Here is a 21,752-nt window from a genome sequence, read left to right as displayed (position 1 = left end):
TGAGGGAAAGGCTCATGCGTTTGGGTTTCCCCTCGTTTCCCGCATTCCTTTGTCCACACTTCATGCACAACTTCATTCAAGATTTAACATGATTTCTTATAGGCATCCGATTAAAGCACTTTGCTCAAGAATGCTTTCGTTCTTTCGTGCTGAGGGTTACCGAATAATTCATTCGGTTCATTTTCTTCCACGATATACCCTCCATCCATGAATATCACCCGGTCCCCGACTTCCCGGGCAAAGCCCATTTCATGCGTAACAACGACCATTGTCATGCCTTCTTTTGCAAGTTGTTTCATTACCTCCAAAACATCGCCGACCATTTCAGGGTCAAGGGCCGAAGTCGGTTCATCAAATAGCATGATCTTCGGATTCATCGCCAATGCCCTTGCGATGGCGACCCGCTGTTTTTGTCCGCCGGAAAGTTCCCCTGGATAGCTATTTGCTTTTTCCTTTAGACCAACCTTATCCAATAACTCAAGCGCTAGCCTTCTCGCTTCCGCTTTATCCGTGGCACGAATTTTAATAGGACCCAAGGTTATGTTCTCCAAAACGGTTTTATGAGGAAATAGATTGAAATGTTGAAAAACCATTCCAACTTCTTGCCGGACTTTGTTTATATTGATTTTCCTTTTAGGATCGGTTATATCATGTCCGTTAATGACCACCTCACCGCCCGTAACTTCCTCAAGGAGATTCAGGCAACGCAGGAAGGTACTCTTTCCAGATCCAGAAGGGCCTATTACGCAAATTACTTCCTTTTCCTGCACTTCTGCGTTGATATCTTTTAAAACCTCGACAGTTCCAAATGATTTTCTCAGGTTTTTTACAGTAATGATGCTCATCGAACTTGTACCCTCCTTTCTATGAAATTAGCAATTAGGGTTAACAGATAGATGATGATAAAGTAAATCACACCAACGGCCAGCCAAATCTTGAATGCTTCAAAGGTTGCCGACGCTTGAATCTGACCTTGCTGGGTTAAATCGGCTATACCAATGACCGATAATAGAGAAGTGTCTTTCAAGCTGATGATCGATTGGTTCGTAATGGTAGGGAGCATCCTTCTGAAGGCTTGCGGAAGCACGACATATCTCATTGTTTGAGTTCCAGTGAACCCGATGGATCTTGCCGCTTCCGTTTGTCCTTTATCGATGGATTGTATCCCTGCCCTTATTATTTCAGCAAAATATGCCCCTGCATTGATTGCAACGGTAATTATACCAGCTGTTGTACTGTCCAAAGAAATCAAATTCAGTGAATTCACACCAAAATAGATAAAAAATAACTGAACGATGAACGGTGTCCCTCGTATCGCATCCACATAAACCTTTGCAATCCAGTTCAAGATTTTGATGGGGGCAAGTCGCAGCAATGCGACAAGTAAACCAATCAAAAAACCTAAGATAATGGCAATCACAAAGATATACAGTGTCACCTGAAGTCCTTTTAATAAAATAGGCAACGCCGCAACAATTATATCCATTTCTTTCACCCCTTTGAAAAAGAAAGCGCGCCATAAGCACGCTTACTGAGCTTTAATCTATTGTTTATTCACCAAGATACGTTTTTATAATTTCATCATACGTGCCGTCTTTTTTAAGATTGGCAAGACCATCATTTATTTTCTTCAATAAATCCTCGTTTTGCCCTTTCAATACAGCAATTCCATATTGGTCACCATTCAAACGGTCACCAACGATTTTCAACCCAAGATCTTTTTGGGCGATCGCATAGGAGATAACCGGGTAATCTTCTATAAGGGCATCTGCGTTTCCGTTGGCCACTTCCTGGAACATCGCTGGACTATCATTGAATTGAACAACTTTAATTCCTAGTTTCATAGCATTATCCTGTGCATATTTAGCACCTGTTGTTCCTTTTTTCACTGCTATGGTTTTTCCTTTAAGATCTTTAACCGTTTTAGTACTTGTATTCTCTTTTTTAACAACTATCGTTAATCCTGCATCAAAATACGGTGTTGAGAAATCCACTACCTTTTTTCTTTCCTCTGTAATGCTCATTCCCGCAATGGCCACATCAAGCTGATTGGCTTGCATAGCCGGGATGATTCCGCCGAAATCCATTGGAGACAATTTGATTTTAAAATCCTGGTCTTTTGCGATTGCATTGATCAATTCAATATCAATGCCTTTATATTCATTCCCCTCTTTAAATTCAAAAGGAGGATAAGTCGTATCCACACCAACTTTATATACCTTTTCAGGTTTCTTTTCCTCACTTGCATTTTTTTCTTCATTGGTTCCACAAGCCGAGATAAAGATAGTTAGAATCAAAAACATACTAAGTAAACCAAGTTTCTTCATTCAAATCACTCCAATTCTTAGATTATACGTGATAATAAATAATTCTCCCTATAATATAGCATAAGAATAAAGTATTATAATATGAATTTTTAGAATATATATTATTTTCTTTGAATAATTTTTATGGATGTTTTTCCTTATTTTGTTTCAGTGATGGAAAATAAAAAAAGGATATGGAATCCTTCACTACAAAAACAGCCGATCATGCCTTTAAAGTTGTTTTTTACCAGGTCAGTTTTGAAATCCCTAATAGGAGACACCCATTTAAGATCATTGGAAGCTTGATTATCGAATTTAGGCCCTCCAATATGTTCTTCAGAAGAAATATAAAAAAGAGCCTCGATTAACAAACTGAAATCGAGGCCTTCTAATCAATAAATATAGATTCTAGACTAGGTCTAATTAGTCCTCGTCGGAAGAGAGCGAAAACGTGGATGCTCAGCAAGGATAGAGCCTTTCATCTGTTTAATGACAGGATGTTCTGACGAAAAAAACTGATCTTTAGAATCGTAAAGCTCGATTAATTCTCCTTTTTCCAGTACACCCAAAGTATCAGAGATTGAATAGGCCGCTTTAATATCATGTGTAATAAAAAGATAAGATAAGCCGAAGTCTTTTTTCAACTCACTTAATAATTCTAAAATCAGTGTTTGATTAACCATATCCAGACTGCTTACGGATTCATCCAAGACGATTAGCAGTGGCTTAAGAGAGATTGCTCTAGCAATATTAATTCTTTGCAATTGTCCACCGCTAAATTGGTGTGGGTATTTTTTCAAATCCTTTTCACTTAGGCCCACTCTTTCCAATAACTCAATAACCGTTCTTTTTTGTTCGGCTACGGTTAGTTTTTCATAGTTTTCTAATGGCTCGCCTATTATACTTTCGGCGGTCATTCGTGGATTGACAGAAGAATATGAATCCTGAAAGACGACTTGCAGATCTCTTCGAATCTTTTGTCGGGTAAGCTTATCAGCAGTATAGATATCATGCCCTTGAAACAGAACCTGTCCTTGCTGTGGACGTTCTAAGCCAAGAATCACTTTTCCTAATGTACTTTTTCCAGCTCCACTCGTGCCAAGTAGTCCTAAACATGTTCCTTCGTCAATGGAGAGGGAAATGTCAGTGAGTACTTTTTTAGAATGCTCTTTCCATTTAAAAAACGTATGAGAATTATAGCTATGAGTTACTGCTTTTACTTGTAATAAACTCATTTGTTCCCCCCTCAAAAGAATGCAATCTATATATCACAACATATGGGTGATAGGTTCTTCATGGTTTAAGATAAGGCGGGCATTTAGCAGTTTCTTTGTATACTCATGCTGCGGACTATCAAATAATTCAAATACATTTGCAGTTTCTACAATTCTGCCATGTTGCATAACGACTACATCATCTGCCATTTCAGAAATGACTCCTAAATCATGAGAAATGAGTAAAATGGATGTTCCATATTCAGAACGAATTTTATCCAAGTGGCGAAGTACTTGTAATTGGTTATGAACGTCGAGTGCAGTTGTCGGCTCATCAGCAATAATAACGGTAGGATTTAAACATGCTGCCATCGCAATCATCACGCGTTGAAGCATACCTCCACTCAATTGAAAAGGATAGCTTTTTAATAGTTTCGCGGGATCTGGCAGGTTTACATTTTGCATCGCATCGATGGCAAGCTCTTTTGCTTGTTTTTTATTCAATGAGGTATGAGACCTAATCGTTTCGATAAATTGATTGCCAATTGTAAAAACAGGCGTAAATGCATTCATCGGATTTTGCATAATAAAGGCAATATCCTTGCCACGAATTTCACGTATTGCTTTATCGTCTAAACCATTCAATTCTCGTCCTTGAAGGGTAATGCTCCCTTTAATTGTCGTTGTTTTCCGTTCAAGAAGCTGTAGAATGGACATACTCGTAACGGTTTTACCACTCCCACTTTCCCCAACAAGGCCCAATACCTTCCCTTTTTCCAGTTCAAAATTAATATCCTGAACGAGGGTGGAAGCACCATCTTTTGTTTGTACTTGTACATGTAGATCACTCACTGTTAATACATTCGACCGTTCTGTTCCCAATCTTCTCATTCCTTTTTATTAACGACGTTTGACTCCAAAACGTTCTGATAGCGCTTCGCCTAATAAATTGAAGGTGACGACAACGAGCATAATCATCAAACCTGGATATAGCATTAATTCTGGATTCGTCCGAATATAGGATTTCCCTTCATGAATCATTGCTCCCCATTCTGGTGTAGGGGGTTGCACGCCCAAACCTAGAAACGACATGGCCGATATATCCATGATGGCCCAACCCATTTCTAATGTACCCATAACAGCGAGCGGAGGAAGAACATTTGGGACAATATGTTTCTTTATTATCTTCCATTGAGAAGAACCGGTTATTTTAGCTGCCGCTATATAGTTTTGTTCTTTTAGACTAAGTACCATTCCCCGGAAAATTCTCGCATAATACACCCATTGCACAAGCATCAATGCTATGATGACCTGTTTAAGGCCAGGTCCCAATATACCAACGAGTCCAAGAATGAGCAAAAGATTTGGAAATGCCATAACACCATCACACAGTCTCATTAGCAACTGGTCCACCCATCCACCTTTATAACCAGCAATGGTTCCGACAATCAAACCGATGCCTAAAGATGAAATAAAGATTAATGTAGCAAATCCTAACGAAATGCGAGCTCCATATAAGATGCGTGATAACGTACATCTTCCTAAATGATCCGTTCCCAATGGATACTCAAAGGAAGAAGGCTGTAGTTTATTAGCTAAATTGACAGCAATAGGATCATTAGGTGCGATCCAAGGAGCCAAGATGGTGATGATAAATAGGAAGCTTAATATTATTGAACAAAGGACAATCACTTTCTGACTTCTCATCATAATACGAAGACTTGTTATCATTGACGTTGCCCTCCTTTTCTGGAGATGCGTGGGTCGATACACATTTGGATTAGGTCAACAATCAAGTTGCTAAAAATGAATAGTCCCGCAGCTAAAAGCACATAGCATTGAATGACAGGAACATCCCGATTAAAAATAGCTTCAATGAAATAACGACCGAATCCTGGCCAGGAAAAAACCGCTTCGACGATAATGGTTCCAGTCAGCAGCTTTCCTAAATTCATCCCCAGTCCAGTAATCATAGGGGATATGGCTATTCTCAATACATGTTTTCCCATAATGACTTTTTCATGAATCCCTCTTGTGCGAGCAAAAAGGACATAAGGTTCCTGTAAATTTTCAAGAACGCTAGCACGTAATAGTCGAGTATACAAAGCTATTAATGGCAAAGCTAAAGTAACGGAAGGAAGAACCAGATGTTGCCAAGTCCCGATTCCTTCGACAGGAAATAGGTCGAGTTTAACAGAAAAGAAAAAAATCAATAAATAACCAAGCCAAAAAGAGGGGATGGAAGCCCCAAAAAAAGAGAGAAGGCGACTAAAATGGTCAATACCACTGTTTTTCTTTATGCCTGCCAAAAATCCAAGAGGGACACTGACCAGGATAGCTAATATGATGCTACCTAAAGCTAACTGAATGGTCGCTGGCATTCGATAGGTAACCTCTTCCCAAACAGGTTTATTCGAAAGATAAGATATGCCAAAATCAAATTGGCATATCTTAATAATAGAATTTACATATTGAACATGGAGGGGTTGATCTAAGCCAAACTCATGTCTTTTCTGAGCCAATATCTCATCTGTTGATTGGATATGTGCTGCAGATAAATATGCCTCAGCTGGGTCCACTGGTGAAAGGTGAATCATTCCAAACGTTAGAAGAGTGGCCAAAAGAAAGATGGGAATAATGGCCATAATTCGTTTCAAGATATAAGTGCCCATGAAAACCCTCCTGTAACTTACTTCTTGATGCTAATTCCTGTGAATGGATGTTCATCCCGGTTAGCAGGGAAGGTAAAATTAGATACATCTTTTTGGTAAACAGCAATTTTCTTAATATAAGAAATAGGCACAATCGCTCCTTGGTCTTGCAGTGATTCCAAAATAGTTGAGTAAAGTTCTTGACGTTCTTTTTCATCTGTCGTTCCAGGAACATCTGCAATTTGTTTTAACAACTCATCTCTGTTCGGATAAGATGAAATGGCTTCGTTAAAACCAAATCCTTCTGAACCAACGACATTTACGAAAGTATGTGGATCATATGGAGCGCCATAGTTACTAAAGAAATTCAATTCAAAATCATTAGCTTTGAATCTTTCAATTTGTACCGTAAGCTCAACTCCAACGATATTCAATTTAACACCTAGTGCCGCCCACTCAGATTGTAATGTTTCGGCCATTGCTTTTTGAATCGATTCTGCAGAGTCGTACATTAACTCGATTTCAAGCGGCTTTCCGTCTTTCTCACGAACGGTTTTTCCTTTTGGAAGCTTCCATCCTGCTTCATCTAATAAAGCTTTTGCTTTTTCGACATTATAATCAATCGCTGTTACTTCAATGTCTGAAGTATACGGGAAGTTTGTCGGTAAAATGAAATCTGCCTTCTCTTCCAACCCAGAAGTAACTCCGTCAACCATTGCTTTTTTATTAAATCCATATTGTAACGCTTGACGAACACGTAAATCTGAAAGTTGTTCTTTCTTCGTATTCATAACTAGTTGTCTTGTCGCAACCGGATCAGAAATACTAGTCTCATAGTTACCTGTTGTTTCTAATTGTTTGAAAGCATCCAGACTGATAGCACCTTCACCATAAATTAGGTCCAGGTCACCTTTTTCAAAAGCAAGAACACGGGTTTCCGCATCAGGAATGATCTTGACTTTGATTTTCTTAACTTTAGGGAGTTCACCCCAATAATTTTCATTGCGTTTGAAAATAGCATATTCATCTGCTTTATGTTCTTCCAAAATCCATGGGCCTGTACCGACTGGTTTTGTAACACCTTTAGAAGTGTCACCATCTTTAGGGAATCCAGCCTCACCTAAGAATCGGACTGGACGAACAACGGCTAACTCTTGAATAGTAGGATAATATGGTTCCTTTAATGTTAGTTTAAATGTGTTTTGGTCAATTACTTCCGTTTGGTCCACTTTCGGAATAAAGCCCAACCAACTATGTAAATCAACATTTTTCAATATAGTATCAAAGTTCTTTTTCACAATTTCAGCATTAAAGCTTGTACCGTCAGAAAATTTCACATCTTGACGGAGGTTGAACGTATATTCCTTCCCATCCTTGGAAATTTCCCAAGATTCAGCTAAATGCGGTTTCAGCTCGCCTCCATCTTGGTAGCTAACCAAAGGTTCATATATCATTGATGTAGCGAATAATTGAGAAGGATTATAGACATGCGGATTCATTTCACCTATATCCCTAGGCCAAGCAAAAGTAAGCATGTCTTTACTGTCTTTATTTGAAGTTGAATTTTCCTTTGATTCATTTGTACATCCAAGTAAAAGCGTTGATAAAATCAAAACGATTGCGGATATAAATAACACTTGTTTACTGTATCTTCTTTTCGACATAACATTGGTGCCTCCAGTACCATATTGAGAATCATTTTCAATTCTAATGAGTAACTATACTATTGTCAATATAATGTCGAAATTCTCGAAAGATATTTTCTCAATATCCTTTTCTGTGATGAACAAGCCTTCAAATGCCCCGTGCACCTGTACGTTCTACCATGCCTACTGATATAAAAGATTCTATTAAAAAAGGTCAACCAGTAATTTTTACTGGTCGACCTTATAATACGAACGCACCCGTTCGATTTGTGATCGAATTAAGATTCGTTGATTTGTACTAAAGCAGCAATATTGCGATAGGTGCAGTAATAATTAACGTGATGAGCGTCCGTTCAAACCAGATTACAATCAACTTCGTAATGCTGATTGGGATTTCGGTTGATAGGATACAAGGGATCGTCGCTGAAAAGAACAATATGGATGATACAGATACCACGGCAATAATGAACTTAGTTACCAGAGGTGCTTCAACGACGAGAAGCGCCGGCAGGAACATTTCTGCAATTCCTATAGCTGAAGCTTTTGCAGCCAAAAATGGTTCAGGTATTTGCAATGCCCAGGTAAATGGGTAAAAAAGATAGCCAAGTAAATTAAATACTGGAGTATACTCCGCTAATACAAGGCTAATGAGACCAACCGATAAAATGGACGGCAGAATGCTCATTGTCATAAGAAAACCGTCCTTTAAGTTATCCCATAAATTTCTGCCAAGACTTACGGAATTGCTTGCTCCCACCATCGCACTGTTCCAGGCATTTTTGAGAAGTCCTTCTTTGATGACCTCTTCTGGATCGGCATTATCCGAATAATATTCGTCGCTCATTTTATTTAATGGCCAAATACGTACGGTAATGGCAGTGACAAGGTACGTTATCCCTAAAGAAACCCAAAAGAAAAGGGACCATATGTCCATAAGCCCGAGAGTTTTTGCTACAACGATCATGAACGTTGCTGAAACGGTTGAAAAACCAGTTGCAATAATAGCGGCTTCTTTAAGCGTGTATTTTCCTTCTTTATATAGTCGATTCGTAATAAGCATACCAATGGAGTAGCTTCCTGCTAAATCAGCGACCATATCAACTGCTGAACGCCCCGGCGTTTTAAATATCGGCCTCATGATTGGCTGCATCAGTACACCCAAAAATTCGAGAAGCCCGTATCCAATGAGAAGCGCCAAAAATAGAGCACCCAAAGGAACGACAAGTCCTACAGGTATGACAAGTTTTTCGAAAAGGAAAGGACCCATACTTGGGGCCATTAACCATTCGGGCCCAATCTTGAAATATATTAAAATCGCAACAACAGCACCTATTACTTTTAAGAAAGAAAAAACTATTGATACCTTATCCTTGCTCCAACCTTTTGAAATAAATGGATAAACAGCTCCTAATAGAATGACAATAAGAGCATAAATAGGAACGGCTGACGGCAAGGTTACTTTGATCCATGTTACTATATGATCAATTGGTATGCTTGAAACACCATTTATGGTAATAGGAATAAAAAACATAAAACTTCCTATTAAACTATAGATTATAAACTTCAGTATATTAGTGGTTGATTGAATTTGCGGCTTCTCTTGTTTCGTATTTGTCGCCACATTTGGTGATCCCATAATTATTCCCCCTATTATATAATACCCATATCCGATCCTCTCATCGCTTCTGTCTCACGATTTGGTGAGGCAACAGGACCAGAATACAACGTCGATTACGATAGGGCTTTTAGTTCTCCGCTTGCCGCATATCCAAATTCGGCACGCCCCCCATAGCCTAACCAGCAAAATACGGGAAGAAAGGTCTTGGAACTTAATTTATTCTTGGGCCAATCCTGTTTCACAAATGCACATTGCCCGTGGTGCATCGTTAGGATTCCCCAGAGTTTTCACCCTCTTCCAGCTCTTATTGCGGATTCGAAGCAAAACACTCCCAGTTATGTGCCGCTTTCCAATCCCGCCTTACACCGCCATCTGGGTGCTCAGCTATATTCCGGTCGTTCATTAATATGGGAAGTACTGTCTTTTGTATGCAATACTGTTCCTTCATAAAGTCGTTATCCCATTCATTGTATCCGCTTTCATTTTGATAGACCTCCTCGTTATTTAACATTCATTTTATACTGAAAATTCTAATAATAATTTTATTTTTTGATGATTATTTTATAATTCATTTACCAAAATTCATCTACTATTGTTCATTTTATAATCTATATTACAATTAGAGCGAAATTTAATAGCAGAATGCGTGGTTTTGTGCAAAAAACTTAAACTGATTGTGTGGTCTATTAAACTTGGGCAGATGAAACTCAATGGAATTCTCAACGATCCGTCCCTTTTTTTGCATAAGAAAAAGAGCTGAACGTTATTTTAAACCATTCTCTTTTATATGCTTCTTGCTCCCTACTTGGGTAAAAAATAGTTTTTTTACACTTACGTTTATTTAATTGTTAAATTGGGGAAATATAAATTTAATCGATGATGACTTGAAAACTAGGATGGGTATGATGAGAATTAAGGTAAAAAAAATAATATATTACCTGATTAAATTAAGAGGTAGAATCTTTATACCATTTGCCATTTTATACATATTAGTTGCTGCGTATGTTGCTTTTTCTATAGAGCCACAGACGTTCGAATCATATTTAACCTCAGTTTACTGGGTTCTTACAACGCTTGCTACGGTTGGTTTTGGGGACTATGCACCGGTCACCGATCTTGGAAAGGCATTTACCATTAGTCTTTACATCACGGGTATTGGGCTTGTTAGTCTTTTTATTGGAAAAATCATTAAATCTGTATATCTTATCGAAAAACGTAAAGTTGGTGGAAAAATGAAATATACAGGTAAAAATCATATCATTTTGATTGGTTGGAGTGATAAGTCAAAATCAGCACTCCAAGAAATTTATAAATCTGATGAAACCATTGATATTGTAATCATTGATAACTTGGAAAAAGCTCCTATGATGGAGGAGCGTCTGTTTTATGTTCGCGGGGATGCCACCGATGAAGAAACATTACTCCGTGCAAATCTGCCTAAAGCAAAAGGCGTTATCATTTTTGCTGACCAAATAACACAAGATAATTATGCTACAAAGGATCCGTTACTTGTCGATGGAAAGACATTATTAGTTGCCACTGCCATAACGGCCATTGAAGAAAAAACGAATACGTCCATCCATGTCACAGCCGAGGTGATCAATCAAAAGCATATTCGTTTATTCGAGCGTGTAAAGGTGGATGAGTTTATTCCTACGCAAGAAATGATTTCCCACGCAGCAGTACGATCATTATTTTCTCATGGAGTCACCCACATGTATTCAGAACTTATGAGCACGAAATATGAGGAAACTATGTATGAGATTCCTAAACAAGATGAATGGCTAACCTATCGTGATGCGTTTATAGATCTTCTTAACAAAGGAGCAACACTGGTAGCAGATCGTGGTGATCTTAACATAAACCAAAAATTAGATGCACGAATTCCTGATGATGCACAGCTTTTCATTATTTGCGATAAAGAAACCATTTCCCAAATAAATTCAAAAATACATTAGAAGCAGAAATCTTTAGGGATGCTATAATAGCATCCCTCAGTTTGTAGACAAAAGGGTTCTATCTAAAAGTTAAAACTAAGTTGATTGGAGCGGGTGTTCGAGACTCCTGCTTAGAAAAGCGCGTCTAGGGGAGACCCCGCAGGCGCAAGCCGAGGAGGCTCCCGGACCTCCCGCGGAAAGCGAGTGCCTCTCGTTCTTCCAATCAACGTCCAAATTGTACAAGCCATAAACTCAATTTTCTTCGAGTTTGCCTACAAATAAGCATCCTTAATTGAATAGGCTTTAAAACAAAAAAAGAACCTTCAATCAATGATAGATTAAAGGTTCTGTTGTTTTTAATTTCAATATTGCTTCAGTATCCAAAAATTAACTATAAACTAGCTCTTTTTTTTTGCTTAGACCAAGCGTCTCTGATGTTGAAGTTTGAATTTCGTGCAGAAGCTCTGTATTTTCCATTAGTGACTCTCCATAAGAAGGAATCATTTCTTTAATTTTCGGTTCCCACTCTTTCATACGTTGCGGGAAGCATTTATTAATTACCTCAAGCATAACATGAACAGCAGTAGAAGCCCCTGGAGAAGCACCTAGCAATGCTGCAATCGAGCCATCGGATGCACTGACAACTTCCGTACCAAATTGAAGTGTACCTTTGCCGCCTTCAGCAGTATCTTTGATAACTTGTACACGTTGGCCAGCTACTACTAAATCCCAATCCTCGCTCTTAGCGTTCGGGATGAACTCTCGTAACTCTTCCATGCGCTGTTCCTTCGATAACATAACTTGCTGGATCAGGTATTTTGTCAATGGCATCTCTTTCGCGCCTGCCGCCAACATAGTTAAAACATTATTCGGTTTTACGGAAGTTATTAAATCGAACATTGAACCTGTTTTTAAGAACTTCGGAGAGAAGCCCGCAAATGGTCCAAAAAGCAACGATTTCTTATTGTCGATAAAACGTGTATCAAGATGCGGAACAGACATTGGTGGAGCACCAACTTTTGCTTTTCCGTATACTTTTCCATGATGCTGCGCAACAACTTCCGGATTATTACATACCATGAAGTATCCGCTAACTGGGAATCCGCCGATATGCTTCCCTTCAGGAATACCGGATTTTTGCAGCAAATGCAAGCTTCCGCCCCCGCCTCCGATAAAGACGAATTTAGCATTATGGCGTTCTACGCTGCCAGTATCGACATTACGCACTTTTAATTCCCATGTGCCATCGCTAGCCCGTTTAACATTATCAACACTATGTTTATATTTGATATCGACGTTTTTAGTCTTTAAGTGGTCAAACAACATGCGTGTCAAAGCACCAAAGTTAACGTCAGTACCGTAATCAATTTTTGTTGCCGCTATACAATCATTTGATGGACGGTCTTGCATAATAAGTGGAATCCATTCCATCAGTTTTGCTGGGTCATCGGAAAACTCCATACCTTGGAACAGAGGATTTTTTGACAGCGCTTCAAAACGTTTCTTTAAGAACGCTACATTTTTATCCCCTTGTACCATACTCATATGAGGCAATGGCATGATAAAGTCTTGCGGATTATCAATCAGCTTACAGTTTACAAGATACGACCAAAACTGCAATGAAACTTGGAACTGTTCATTAATTTTAATTGCTTTGCTTATATCTATAGATCCGTCAGATTTTTCGGATGTATAGTTAAGCTCGCACAGTGCAGAATGACCCGTACCCGCATTATTCCATTCGTTAGAGCTTTCTTCTCCTGCGTTTGCAAGCTTCTCAAATACTTTGATTTCCCATTCCGGTGCTAACTCTTTCAGTAATGATCCCAAAGTCGCGCTCATGACTCCGCCGCCAATTAAGATAACGTCTGTTTGTTTCTGTATGTTGCTCATTATAACCTTCCTTATCCCCTATATTTTCAAAAAAGATGTAGGCGCTCCTGCTTAGGTGTCACAAAAAGCCAGGCACGAACAAGGAACACACCTTTTCTGTCTCCTTATAACTATATCATAGTCTATTATTATTATTTCATAGATTAAAATATTCTACTATTACTTTTTTTGTTAAAATATTGATTTTGTGAAGAAATTAGCTTAAACTTATCCGCCCCGATAGTCGCATTAAAAGATTTCTTCAGCAACTTCCCCTTATTGAAGGAAGAAACTGTTAGTGAAATAATATTGACACATCGGAAAAAGCGATGAAATTACACATTTATTGACAAAATCAGAAGTGAAATTAGAAGGATCTGTAACCATTTCCCTAAAAAATAAGGACCTTCCTGAAACTGTTAAATCCCTACCTTTTTAACTTGTATCATAAATTTCACCCAATTATTAGATATTATAACAATACCAATAATTACTGATAATTAAACCAATATAAGGTAATTATAAATAAAATTCCTTACTTTATTGCTATTACCAAAAAATATTATTCTAATACACAATCCTTACATTCATTTTATTATTTTCGCAAAAAGATATTTTCAACTTTGTGTTCTGATCCTTTTTTCAAGACGAGTTTTGCCCGTCCTTTTGTGGGCAGTATATTTTCATGTAAATTTTTCAAATTAATTTCTTCCCAAATTTGAGTCGCTTGTTTAATGGCCTGTTCCTTAGACAAGTTAATATAACGGTGAAAATAGGATTCAGGACTTTGAAATGCGGTCTTTTGAAGTAAAAGAAACCTTTCAACATACCATCGTTCTATGTCGTTTACGTCTGCATCTACATAGAGTGAGAAATCAAAAAAGTCACTGACGAATACTTGGTTTTCCTTGTCAACTTGAAGAACATTAACACCTTCCACTATTAAAATATCCGGATTACAGATAGTCTGCACTTCATTTGGCAAAATGTCATACTTCAAATGTGAGTAGATTGGAACTTCCACTTTATTTTTTCCTGCTTTTACATCTCCGATAAGATTAATTAATTTTTGAGTATCATAACTTTCAGGAAACCCTTTTCTTTTCATGAGTCCTTTTTCTTCTAAAAGATCATTTGGGTACAAAAAACCGTCGGTAGTTACAAGACCTACGTTTCTGTGATTATCCCATCTAGATAATAAAGTCTGAAGCAACCTTGCTGTCGTACTCTTTCCTACAGCAACACTCCCAGCAATCCCAATGATATAAGGTACTTTTTTAGCATCAGTTTTTAGAAATGAAGTGGTGGCTGTGTTAAGCTGCTGAGATGCTTCAACATGTAAATTGATCAAACGAGTCAAGGGCAAATAAACCTCTTCTACTTCCACAATGGATATTTCTTCATTTATTCCTTTTAAGTTATCCAATTCTTCTTCAGTTAAAGGAAGAGGAGTATGGTTTCGCAGAGATGCCCACTTTTCTCGATTGAATTCAAAATAGGGAGTATAGGAACTCATGATTTTTCGTTACCTCACTTTTTAGAGTTACTATCAGTTTAACAAGGATGATGATCATAAAAAAGATGTTCCTGAGATTCCTTATCCACGTAAAGTGATTAATCTTTGAATGATAACCCGCCTGTCTCCAAAGCATCCCTAAGTTTAGGTAAAGAAGCTGGTCCCATACCGTGAAATTTTAAAATCTCTTTTTCACTATATGTTGAGAGCTGTTGTAAAGAGGTTACCCCATTGTATTCCAATGCACGTCTGGCAGGTGCCGAGAGCACTGAAAGAAATCCGGTGTCAGGTTTTCGTTCCTGCTCACATACAGGGCAAGTTGGACAGTCGCTGGATTTATAGTATTTGTGTCCCTTTTCGCAAGTCCCCAAATTCTTCTTTGAAGTTGTCATTGTCAACTTCCCCTTTTCTTATGATTTTTTAAGTCCAAACATAAAAAGTTCACCCTTCACAATGAAGCAATCATTTTATTCCATTTTATCATCTCTTGTTAAAACTGAACTGCCCTTTTAATTCATTGGAAAAGGGCTGCCGCAGCAACCCTTTGTAAAACCCAAAGTGAATGATAGATTAACCCACTTTATCTTCCTGAGCCTCTGCCTGAGCATTGGCTTGTACACGCTTGTCTATTCCAAAAGCGAAATAACTAATTACAACGATAGCCAGAAAACCTATTCCAACCATAAGTGATATACGTGTGTCATCATTAAACCACATACCGATTAATACCATGACCAAGAAAGCGATGGTCAGGTAGTTTGTAACAGGTGCAAAAGGCATCTTGAATGGATGATTGTGCATTTCAGCTTTTTTGATTTTCCTGAATTTAATTTGACTGATCAGAATGACAAACCATGGAATCATTCCGGGAAGTACACTCGCACTGTATACATGCACAAATAAATTTTCTGGTGCAATATAACTTAAAACAACCCCAATTGCTAACCCGACTATCACTCCGAACGTACCGAATAAAGGAACACCGCTATTAGATACTTTAGCAAAGAATTTTGGTGCTTGTCCATTCATCCCTAATGTGTAAAGCATGCGTCCAGCACTGTAAATACCACTATTGCAGCCAGACATAGCAGCCGTGATTACGACAAAATTAATGATTCCAGCTGCTGCCGTGATACCAACCTTCGCAAAAGTCGCAACAAATGGACTGCCAATCGCGCTTAATTGATCCCAAGGGTAAACGGTTACAATAATGAAAATCGCACCGATATAGAAGATTAAAATACGCCAAATGGTACTTTGAATCGCTTTCGTTATCGTTTCTTGCGGATCTTTTGCTTCACCAGCTGTAATTCCAATTAATTCTACACCTTGATAAGCGGCAACCACCAGTGAAAGAGCAAAGAAGAAGCCCTTCCAGCCACCTGTAAATAAACCGCCATGCTCCCAAAGATTCGATAATCCTAAGGCTTCCCCTCCGTTACCGATTCCAAAGAAGATAAGTCCAAATCCTGCAACGATCATTAAAATGATTGTCACGATTTTAATTAATGCAAACCAAAATTCAATTTCCCCAAAGGATTTAACGGAAATTAAGTTCGCTGCTCCAAGAATCACCATTGCGATTAAACCTGGAATCCAAGCAGGGAGATCAGGGAACCAATACTGCATGTACGTCCCCACTGCAATAATTTCTGCCATCCCGACAATAACCCACTGGAACCAGTTACTCCATGCTGTCATATACCCTGCCAATGGATGAATGTACTTATAACCAAATGTTGCAAATGAACCTGTACTTGGCTCCAAATACAACATTTCCCCCATTGCGCGCATGATCAAGAATATAAAAAGCCCAGAGATCGCATAAGCTAACATTACAGATGGGCCTGTCCATTGGATCGTGCTTGCTGAACCCATAAATAAACCGACACCAATCGTTCCGCCCAAAGCGATCATCTGAATATGACGACCTTTCAACTCCCTATTCAAATCTTTATTTGCCATTCCATTTCCCCCTACACTACTAATAGTCGAAATTTTTTCAAGATGCTTAATACACTCCCTATTTAGTATAGAAATGATATAGCAGGCTCCACTTTTTTTAATCTTTCTTAAAGCTGCCCCATAAAATCATTCTTCACTCTTAAGCATTCCTGACAGTTAGAAAGATCACTATCAAACTTCATGTTATTTCTTAATTCTGTTCAAGGTTTCATAGAAAGCGCTTACTTTTTATCGTTTATAACAGCTCACCCCTTAAACATAAAATTCCCCTGTATAAAGTAACCCGAATAAAAGAGTATTGCAACTCTTTTATTCGGCTGGCAGGTGTATTATGCTGTTACTAAAAGGGACTTTAATCTCAGCTTTAACAACATATCATTCGTCATTTTCTCCAAATCATATTCCGCCTTGAATCCCCACTCTTCCTTCGCACAAGTTGAATCAATTGTATTTGGCCAACTGTCTGCAATGGATTGTCTTACAGGATCGACTTCATAATTCATGACAAATTCCGGAATATGCTTTTTAATTTCGGCTGCAATTTGCTCCGGATCAAAGCTCATGGCAGAAACATTGAAAGAATTCCGATGTTTCAATTTTGAGGCATCTGCCTCCATTAATGTAATGATGGCTGCTAAAGCGTCCGGCATATACATCATATCCATATACGTTCCCTTATCAATGTAAGAAGTATATCGCTTGTTTTTAATCGCTTCATAGTAAATTTCAACTGCATAGTCGGTAGTTCCGCCGCCAGGAGGTGTCACATACGAAATCAGTCCCGGGAATCGAAGACCTCTCGTATCAACCCCAAATTTATGATGATAATAATCACATAATAACTCTCCGGATACTTTGTTCACGCCGTACATCGTGTTCGGCCGTTGAATGATGTCTTGCGGTGTCCAATCTTTAGGAGTGGTTGGACCAAACGCACCAATGGAACTAGGTGTAAATAATTGGCAATCGAGTTCTCGTGCAGATTCCAAAGCATTGACCAATCCGCCCATGTTTAAATGCCAAGCTAAAAGCGGCTTCTTTTCAGCTGTTGCCGACAATAATGCGGCTAAATGTATAATCGTATCCACTTCATGTTTTTTTGCCATGTTATACATCGCTTTTTCATCCGTAACATCCAATATCTCAAATGGACCTGATTGAGCAACATCGCTGTCCGTTTTTCGAATATCTGTTGCAATGATATTGTCAGCTCCATAAATCTCTCTCATTTTCAGCGTCAATTCTGAACCAATTTGACCTAAAGCCCCCGTTACCAAGACCTTTTTCATCAAAAATCCCTCCCCATGTTTTAAACTCTGAAACAAGCAATCTCTTATATGATCGACATCTCTTTTCCTACTTTTTCATAAATGGCAATTGCACGATCCAGCATCTCTTTTGTATGAGCAGCAGTAGGCATATTCCTCACTCTTCCTGTTCCTTTTGGAACGGTAGGGAATACGATGGATTTGGCATACACACCTTCTTCATTCAGCCTCTTGCTGAATTGCTGCGTTTTTGCTTCATCACCTATAATGCAAGGCGTAATCGGTGTTTCGCTCTCCCCGATATCAAACCCTAATTCTTTTAGGCCTTTTTTCAAATAATCGCTGTTTTCCCACAGCTTATTTTGAAGTTCTGAGCTAGTCATCAAAATATCGATGGCTTCTATACTAGCTGCAACTGCTCCCGGTGTGGCAGCCGTTGAAAATAAAAATGGACGGCTTCTCACTTTTAACCAATCAATCAATTCTTTCTTACCTGCTACATAGCCTCCAACAACACCAATGGCTTTGGATAATGTTCCAATTTGGAAATCCACTTTATCCGATAATCCAAAATGTTTTACCGTTCCTGCACCATTACCTAATACACCCGAACCATGCGCATCATCAACATACGTTATTAAATCGAACTCTTCAGCAATCTTCACAATTTCAGGAAGTTTGGCAATATCCCCATCCATCGAGAAAACTCCATCGGTAATAATCATGATCTTGTTATACAATCCGGACTCCTTTGCTTGACGTGCTTTTGTCCGTAAATCGTCCATGTCGGAATGGATAAAAGGAATAATTTTCGCCTTGGATAATCGGCAACCATCAATGATTGAAGCATGATTCAGTTCATCTGAAAGAATGGCATCGTGTTTATCCATCACTCCTGAAATCGCTGCCATATTACAGTTAAATCCAGATTGATAAGCAATGGCTGCTTCTGTATGTTTGAACTCGGCAAGCTTTTCTTCTAATTTGACATGAATGTCTAACGTTCCGTTGATCGTACGAACGGCACCGGCACCGACACCATATGTTTTCGTCGCTTCTATGCAAGCCTCTATTAATCGTCTATCTGTTGCTAAACCTAAATAATTATTGGATGATAAATTAATTAGCTCTCTGCCTGCAATGGTGATTACCGGACCGTTTGGACCTTCCACCGGATCAATAACGTTGTAAAGCCCCTTTTCTTTTAAATCTTCCAAATTTTCTTTCAAAAATTTATTTAATATTTCACTTGACATTTAATATACCCCCTCATTGATGGTTGGAATAAATGCAGGATCTTTATATGTTTTACCCCTATTTAAAAAACATTGTATTTTTTTCCTTTTTTCAAAAATACACGTGTCTTCTCCAGAAACACATCAAACATTAGCGTAAATCCCTTTATACTAAGTGTTATTACAATCATAATAATTGATAATTTTAATGTTGTCCATATTGTGCGGACAAAAAAATTTGAATTTTTGTAGTTTTTACAATCAACATTCGCCTAAAATGCGTTTATATCAATGGAAATACGAAGAGAATTTCATCAATTTTCCAAGGTAACCGATGTTTTATCTACTGGTTTTTTGGAGACCTTAACCATTAACCTAATTAAGGAGGGTTATAATGAAAACGGAAGATGAAAAAACCTCAGAAGGCTTAAATGAGATTTTTGAGATTATCAATGCAAAAGGTGACATTGGTGAATTAAAAGAAATCGTCCAAAAATCTGATGAACAAACAAATGAAGACAACCAAGGGGATTGATTATCCTCTTTCAGTTTGTTGAAAAAGGGAGTCCGGAATGGTCTCCTGCCGAATCCCTTCCACTATTTTACCGAAGTGATTTTCACCATATTTTTAAAACAATACTTGGTTATACTCCATGATTTTTTACTGATTTAAATGAGACGAAAACTCACTGGATGGAAAAAATTTGAGACACCCCTTCCAGATGCGGCTTGGCAGACAGTGGGCGGAAAGGGAGCGAATTTCTTAAATCAATCTGGAACTTTTTTCAAAGAAAAAACTGAACTTGTCTATAGTCTGCAAGGGGATTACTTATCCTCTTTTTTGTCTGTTTTACATTGTACTAATGGACGCTAAAGTCCATTACAACAATAAAAAAAGAGCTGCTGATCAGCTCCGGATATTGCCGTAACGTTCACGTAAAAAGAAGATCAAAAAAACAAAAAAGTTATGCACATTCAGAAGGGAAATTTGAAGAATAAGGATTTCCCCTTTTCCCTTTTTCATTTCCCCCACCTTGTGCACAACTTTATTTAGTTGAAAATTTAAGCCAGCTCCCTTCATTGATGCCGACTTAAAATTCACATTATTGATTCATCTTTTTCATTCGGTGAAGTAATGGACCATCTGAATGATTGTTTTCCCCAATTACAAAACTCGTCATATAATAGGTCAAATATTGACCGTAATGATTATTGGTATTTAACAATAACTCATCCACATAGTATACCCCTTTGGGGATTTGATCCATTAGCAGCACCGATAATGAAGCATATATCCCGCAGGCCACTTGAAAGTATGTTGCATTGGTTTTGTATTTGGAAAAGATATCGCGATTCTTTAATGTATTATACATATAACGCTCCTTATCTTGATAAACGATAAGGACACCAACTAGATCTTCCCCGTCAAGTTCGGCTTCAAGCGGATCGAGAACCTTCATGTCATGGTTCCATAATTGATCGGCGTCATCCAGATTCGAGCGGATTAACTCCGTCGTATGGTCATTTACCTTATATAAAAAGCCGCCTTCCATATCATACAATTTACCTAAAGTATATACTTCCTCATGAGGCATTAAACAACCGTAAAACTGTTTGTCCCCTAATGTGACCTTAAATTCGACATCATAAACATTTTCATATAAAAAGAGCGGCGTATGGTGATTCATAAACATTGGATAGCTTGAAATAGCCTCATCCAGAAAGCATTCGGGAGACCAGGTTGTGTAAATGACGTCATTCTTTGCCTTCGATTTGTCTTTAAAAAACGAATTGTCATGCTCTACAATGTAACAGCCAAGCGGTCGTTCCTCTGAATCACTCTTTAACAGCTCAATGGCCATCCATTGGACCACCCCTGGATTCATTCCCGACCCAATTATAGCTGTAGAATTGGAAAAATGATCTTTAACCTTTTCAAAATGCCTGATCCGTTCAATTAGAGGAAACCCATAATATAATTCTTCATTTTCATCGATCATTGTGTTTTCTAAAGCGGAATTAACATAATTAACGCCTAATGCGTCGCAGCATTGCAGCATTTCAACCGTATCCGCCCATGAAAGATCAATGACACATAATGTTTTTGTGCTTTCAAGATGCTTAATAAACCGCTTTGTATCTTTTAAATCAAATTGATGCAGTACAATTTGATCTTTTAGCTGTGGAAATAATTCATGATAATATTTTTCTTCCTTTTGTTTAATATCAATTAAGTGAATAATACAGCTGGATATAAAAAGATGGATTGGATCCTTTTTATCAATAGCTGATTTATTCAATATGGCAAGTATTGATTTTGCGGCCCCTCCTGCACTCCCAAGAATGGTTATCACTTTTTGGTAATCATCCATTTTTGCACCTCGTCCAACCTTTTATTATAAACTATGTGGTTACGGGTGAAATGCAATGGGCAACTGATGAAATGAGCAATACGTACAAGCTATCATCAACCCAAAATGATAGGAAGGTTATGAAGAAACTCCTGCTATTTTCATGATAAGTG

The 21,752-nt window shown here is 38.2% G+C and carries 19 protein-coding genes; 2 read left to right on the top strand and 17 right to left on the bottom strand.

The window, feature by feature from the left end:
- Positions 1-110 precede the first annotated feature (110 nt).
- From ACIQZD_RS20825 to ACIQZD_RS20780, 10 genes are all read right to left on the bottom strand, one after another.
- A complete protein-coding gene (locus ACIQZD_RS20825) occupies positions 111-845 on the bottom strand; it encodes an amino acid ABC transporter ATP-binding protein (protein WP_101224851.1) in 735 nt (244 codons plus the stop codon).
- A complete protein-coding gene (locus tag ACIQZD_RS20820; protein WP_076370951.1) occupies positions 842-1,486 on the bottom strand; it encodes an amino acid ABC transporter permease in 645 nt (214 codons plus the stop codon). The genes ACIQZD_RS20825 and ACIQZD_RS20820 overlap by 4 nt, the downstream gene beginning before the upstream one ends.
- Before the next feature lie 64 nt (positions 1,487-1,550).
- Positions 1,551-2,327, bottom strand: coding sequence for a transporter substrate-binding domain-containing protein (locus ACIQZD_RS20815; RefSeq protein ID WP_402906008.1), 777 nt, complete (start codon positions 2,325-2,327; stop codon positions 1,551-1,553).
- A gap of 398 nt (positions 2,328-2,725) precedes the next feature.
- Complete coding sequence (gene nikE, locus ACIQZD_RS20810) at positions 2,726-3,541, bottom strand: nickel import ATP-binding protein NikE (RefSeq protein ID WP_402906006.1); 816 nt, start codon at positions 3,539-3,541, stop codon at positions 2,726-2,728.
- 33 nt (positions 3,542-3,574) lie between these two features.
- Positions 3,575-4,402: a nickel import ATP-binding protein NikD gene (nikD, locus tag ACIQZD_RS20805; protein WP_402906004.1), complete on the bottom strand. Its 828-nt coding sequence runs from the start codon at positions 4,400-4,402 to the stop codon at positions 3,575-3,577.
- An 18-nt stretch (positions 4,403-4,420) separates the two neighbouring features.
- The gene (gene nikC, locus ACIQZD_RS20800) at positions 4,421-5,251 is read right to left on the bottom strand and encodes a nickel ABC transporter permease subunit NikC (protein WP_402906002.1); all 831 of its coding nucleotides are present in this window, start codon (positions 5,249-5,251) and stop codon (positions 4,421-4,423) included.
- A complete protein-coding gene (gene nikB, locus ACIQZD_RS20795) occupies positions 5,248-6,192 on the bottom strand; it encodes a nickel ABC transporter permease subunit NikB (RefSeq protein ID WP_057276529.1) in 945 nt (314 codons plus the stop codon). Before nikB ends, nikC begins: the two co-directional genes overlap by 4 nt.
- A 17-nt stretch (positions 6,193-6,209) precedes the next feature.
- Entirely contained in the window at positions 6,210-7,835 is a 1,626-nt protein-coding gene (gene nikA / locus ACIQZD_RS20790) for a nickel ABC transporter substrate-binding protein (RefSeq protein ID WP_402906000.1), read from the bottom strand.
- A gap of 280 nt (positions 7,836-8,115) precedes the next feature.
- Positions 8,116-9,453, bottom strand: coding sequence for a YjiH family protein (locus ACIQZD_RS20785; RefSeq protein WP_402905999.1), 1,338 nt, complete (start codon positions 9,451-9,453; stop codon positions 8,116-8,118).
- A gap of 286 nt (positions 9,454-9,739) precedes the next feature.
- The gene (locus ACIQZD_RS20780; protein ID WP_402905997.1) at positions 9,740-9,946 is read right to left on the bottom strand and encodes a hypothetical protein; all 207 of its coding nucleotides are present in this window, start codon (positions 9,944-9,946) and stop codon (positions 9,740-9,742) included.
- A 394-nt stretch (positions 9,947-10,340) separates the two neighbouring features.
- Between ACIQZD_RS20780 and ACIQZD_RS20775 the strand changes: the two genes are divergently transcribed.
- On the top strand, positions 10,341-11,393 hold the full coding sequence (locus tag ACIQZD_RS20775; protein ID WP_402905995.1) for a potassium channel family protein: 1,053 nt from the start codon (positions 10,341-10,343) through the stop codon (positions 11,391-11,393).
- 366 nt (positions 11,394-11,759) lie between these two features.
- Here ACIQZD_RS20775 and ACIQZD_RS20770 read toward each other — a convergent pair whose 3' ends face one another.
- The 6 genes from ACIQZD_RS20770 to ACIQZD_RS20745 all read right to left on the bottom strand — a co-directional run bounded on the left by ACIQZD_RS20770 (position 11,760) and on the right by ACIQZD_RS20745 (position 19,249).
- The gene (locus ACIQZD_RS20770) at positions 11,760-13,265 is read right to left on the bottom strand and encodes a malate:quinone oxidoreductase (protein WP_402905993.1); all 1,506 of its coding nucleotides are present in this window, start codon (positions 13,263-13,265) and stop codon (positions 11,760-11,762) included.
- A gap of 574 nt (positions 13,266-13,839) precedes the next feature.
- Positions 13,840-14,760: a type I pantothenate kinase gene (gene coaA, locus ACIQZD_RS20765; RefSeq protein WP_402905991.1), complete on the bottom strand. Its 921-nt coding sequence runs from the start codon at positions 14,758-14,760 to the stop codon at positions 13,840-13,842.
- A gap of 98 nt (positions 14,761-14,858) precedes the next feature.
- A complete protein-coding gene (locus tag ACIQZD_RS20760; protein WP_402905989.1) occupies positions 14,859-15,152 on the bottom strand; it encodes an RNA polymerase alpha subunit C-terminal domain-containing protein in 294 nt (97 codons plus the stop codon).
- Positions 15,153-15,330: 178 nt separating this feature from the next.
- The gene (locus tag ACIQZD_RS20755; RefSeq protein WP_402905987.1) at positions 15,331-16,725 is read right to left on the bottom strand and encodes an amino acid permease; all 1,395 of its coding nucleotides are present in this window, start codon (positions 16,723-16,725) and stop codon (positions 15,331-15,333) included.
- A gap of 329 nt (positions 16,726-17,054) precedes the next feature.
- Positions 17,055-18,014: an L-threonine 3-dehydrogenase gene (locus ACIQZD_RS20750; RefSeq protein WP_137017813.1), complete on the bottom strand. Its 960-nt coding sequence runs from the start codon at positions 18,012-18,014 to the stop codon at positions 17,055-17,057.
- 44 nt (positions 18,015-18,058) lie between these two features.
- Entirely contained in the window at positions 18,059-19,249 is a 1,191-nt protein-coding gene (locus ACIQZD_RS20745; protein WP_402905985.1) for a glycine C-acetyltransferase, read from the bottom strand.
- A gap of 373 nt (positions 19,250-19,622) precedes the next feature.
- Here ACIQZD_RS20745 and ACIQZD_RS20740 point away from each other — a divergent pair, with 373 nt between their 5' ends.
- The gene (locus ACIQZD_RS20740) at positions 19,623-19,763 is read left to right on the top strand and encodes a hypothetical protein (RefSeq protein ID WP_241589992.1); all 141 of its coding nucleotides are present in this window, start codon (positions 19,623-19,625) and stop codon (positions 19,761-19,763) included.
- A gap of 568 nt (positions 19,764-20,331) precedes the next feature.
- Here the strand turns inward: ACIQZD_RS20740 and ACIQZD_RS20735 are convergent.
- A complete protein-coding gene (locus tag ACIQZD_RS20735; protein WP_402905983.1) occupies positions 20,332-21,600 on the bottom strand; it encodes an S-adenosylmethionine decarboxylase related protein in 1,269 nt (422 codons plus the stop codon).
- Positions 21,601-21,752: the final 152 nt, after the last annotated feature.

Source organism: Peribacillus sp. NPDC096447, assembly GCF_044762725.1.
Lineage (GTDB): Bacteria > Bacillota > Bacilli > Bacillales > DSM-1321 > Peribacillus.
Note: the sequence above shows the minus strand (reverse complement) of the source record. Positions and strands in the feature narration are given on the sequence as shown.

Bases quoted from the DNA above. Each gene is read 5' to 3' on its own strand.
- ACIQZD_RS20825 (WP_101224851.1), bottom strand. From the start codon at position 845: ATGAGCATCATTACTGTAAAAAACCTGAGAAAATCATTTGGAACTGTC.
- ACIQZD_RS20820 (WP_076370951.1), bottom strand. From the start codon at position 1,486: ATGGATATAATTGTTGCGGCGTTGCCTATTTTATTAAAAGGACTTCAG.
- ACIQZD_RS20815 (WP_402906008.1), bottom strand. From the start codon at position 2,327: ATGAAGAAACTTGGTTTACTTAGTATGTTTTTGATTCTAACTATCTTT.
- nikE (WP_402906006.1), bottom strand. From the start codon at position 3,541: ATGAGTTTATTACAAGTAAAAGCAGTAACTCATAGCTATAATTCTCAT.
- nikC (WP_402906002.1), bottom strand. From the start codon at position 5,251: ATGATAACAAGTCTTCGTATTATGATGAGAAGTCAGAAAGTGATTGTC.
- nikB (WP_057276529.1), bottom strand. From the start codon at position 6,192: ATGGGCACTTATATCTTGAAACGAATTATGGCCATTATTCCCATCTTT.
- nikA (WP_402906000.1), bottom strand. From the start codon at position 7,835: ATGTCGAAAAGAAGATACAGTAAACAAGTGTTATTTATATCCGCAATC.
- ACIQZD_RS20785 (WP_402905999.1), bottom strand. From the start codon at position 9,453: ATGGGATCACCAAATGTGGCGACAAATACGAAACAAGAGAAGCCGCAA.
- ACIQZD_RS20780 (WP_402905997.1), bottom strand. From the start codon at position 9,946: ATGTTAAATAACGAGGAGGTCTATCAAAATGAAAGCGGATACAATGAA.
- ACIQZD_RS20775 (WP_402905995.1), top strand. From the start codon at position 10,341: ATGAGAATTAAGGTAAAAAAAATAATATATTACCTGATTAAATTAAGA.
- ACIQZD_RS20770 (WP_402905993.1), bottom strand. From the start codon at position 13,265: ATGAGCAACATACAGAAACAAACAGACGTTATCTTAATTGGCGGCGGA.
- coaA (WP_402905991.1), bottom strand. From the start codon at position 14,760: ATGAGTTCCTATACTCCCTATTTTGAATTCAATCGAGAAAAGTGGGCA.
- ACIQZD_RS20760 (WP_402905989.1), bottom strand. From the start codon at position 15,152: ATGACAACTTCAAAGAAGAATTTGGGGACTTGCGAAAAGGGACACAAA.
- ACIQZD_RS20755 (WP_402905987.1), bottom strand. From the start codon at position 16,725: ATGGCAAATAAAGATTTGAATAGGGAGTTGAAAGGTCGTCATATTCAG.
- ACIQZD_RS20750 (WP_137017813.1), bottom strand. From the start codon at position 18,014: ATGAAAAAGGTCTTGGTAACGGGGGCTTTAGGTCAAATTGGTTCAGAA.
- ACIQZD_RS20745 (WP_402905985.1), bottom strand. From the start codon at position 19,249: ATGTCAAGTGAAATATTAAATAAATTTTTGAAAGAAAATTTGGAAGAT.
- ACIQZD_RS20740 (WP_241589992.1), top strand. From the start codon at position 19,623: ATGAAAACGGAAGATGAAAAAACCTCAGAAGGCTTAAATGAGATTTTT.
- ACIQZD_RS20735 (WP_402905983.1), bottom strand. From the start codon at position 21,600: ATGGATGATTACCAAAAAGTGATAACCATTCTTGGGAGTGCAGGAGGG.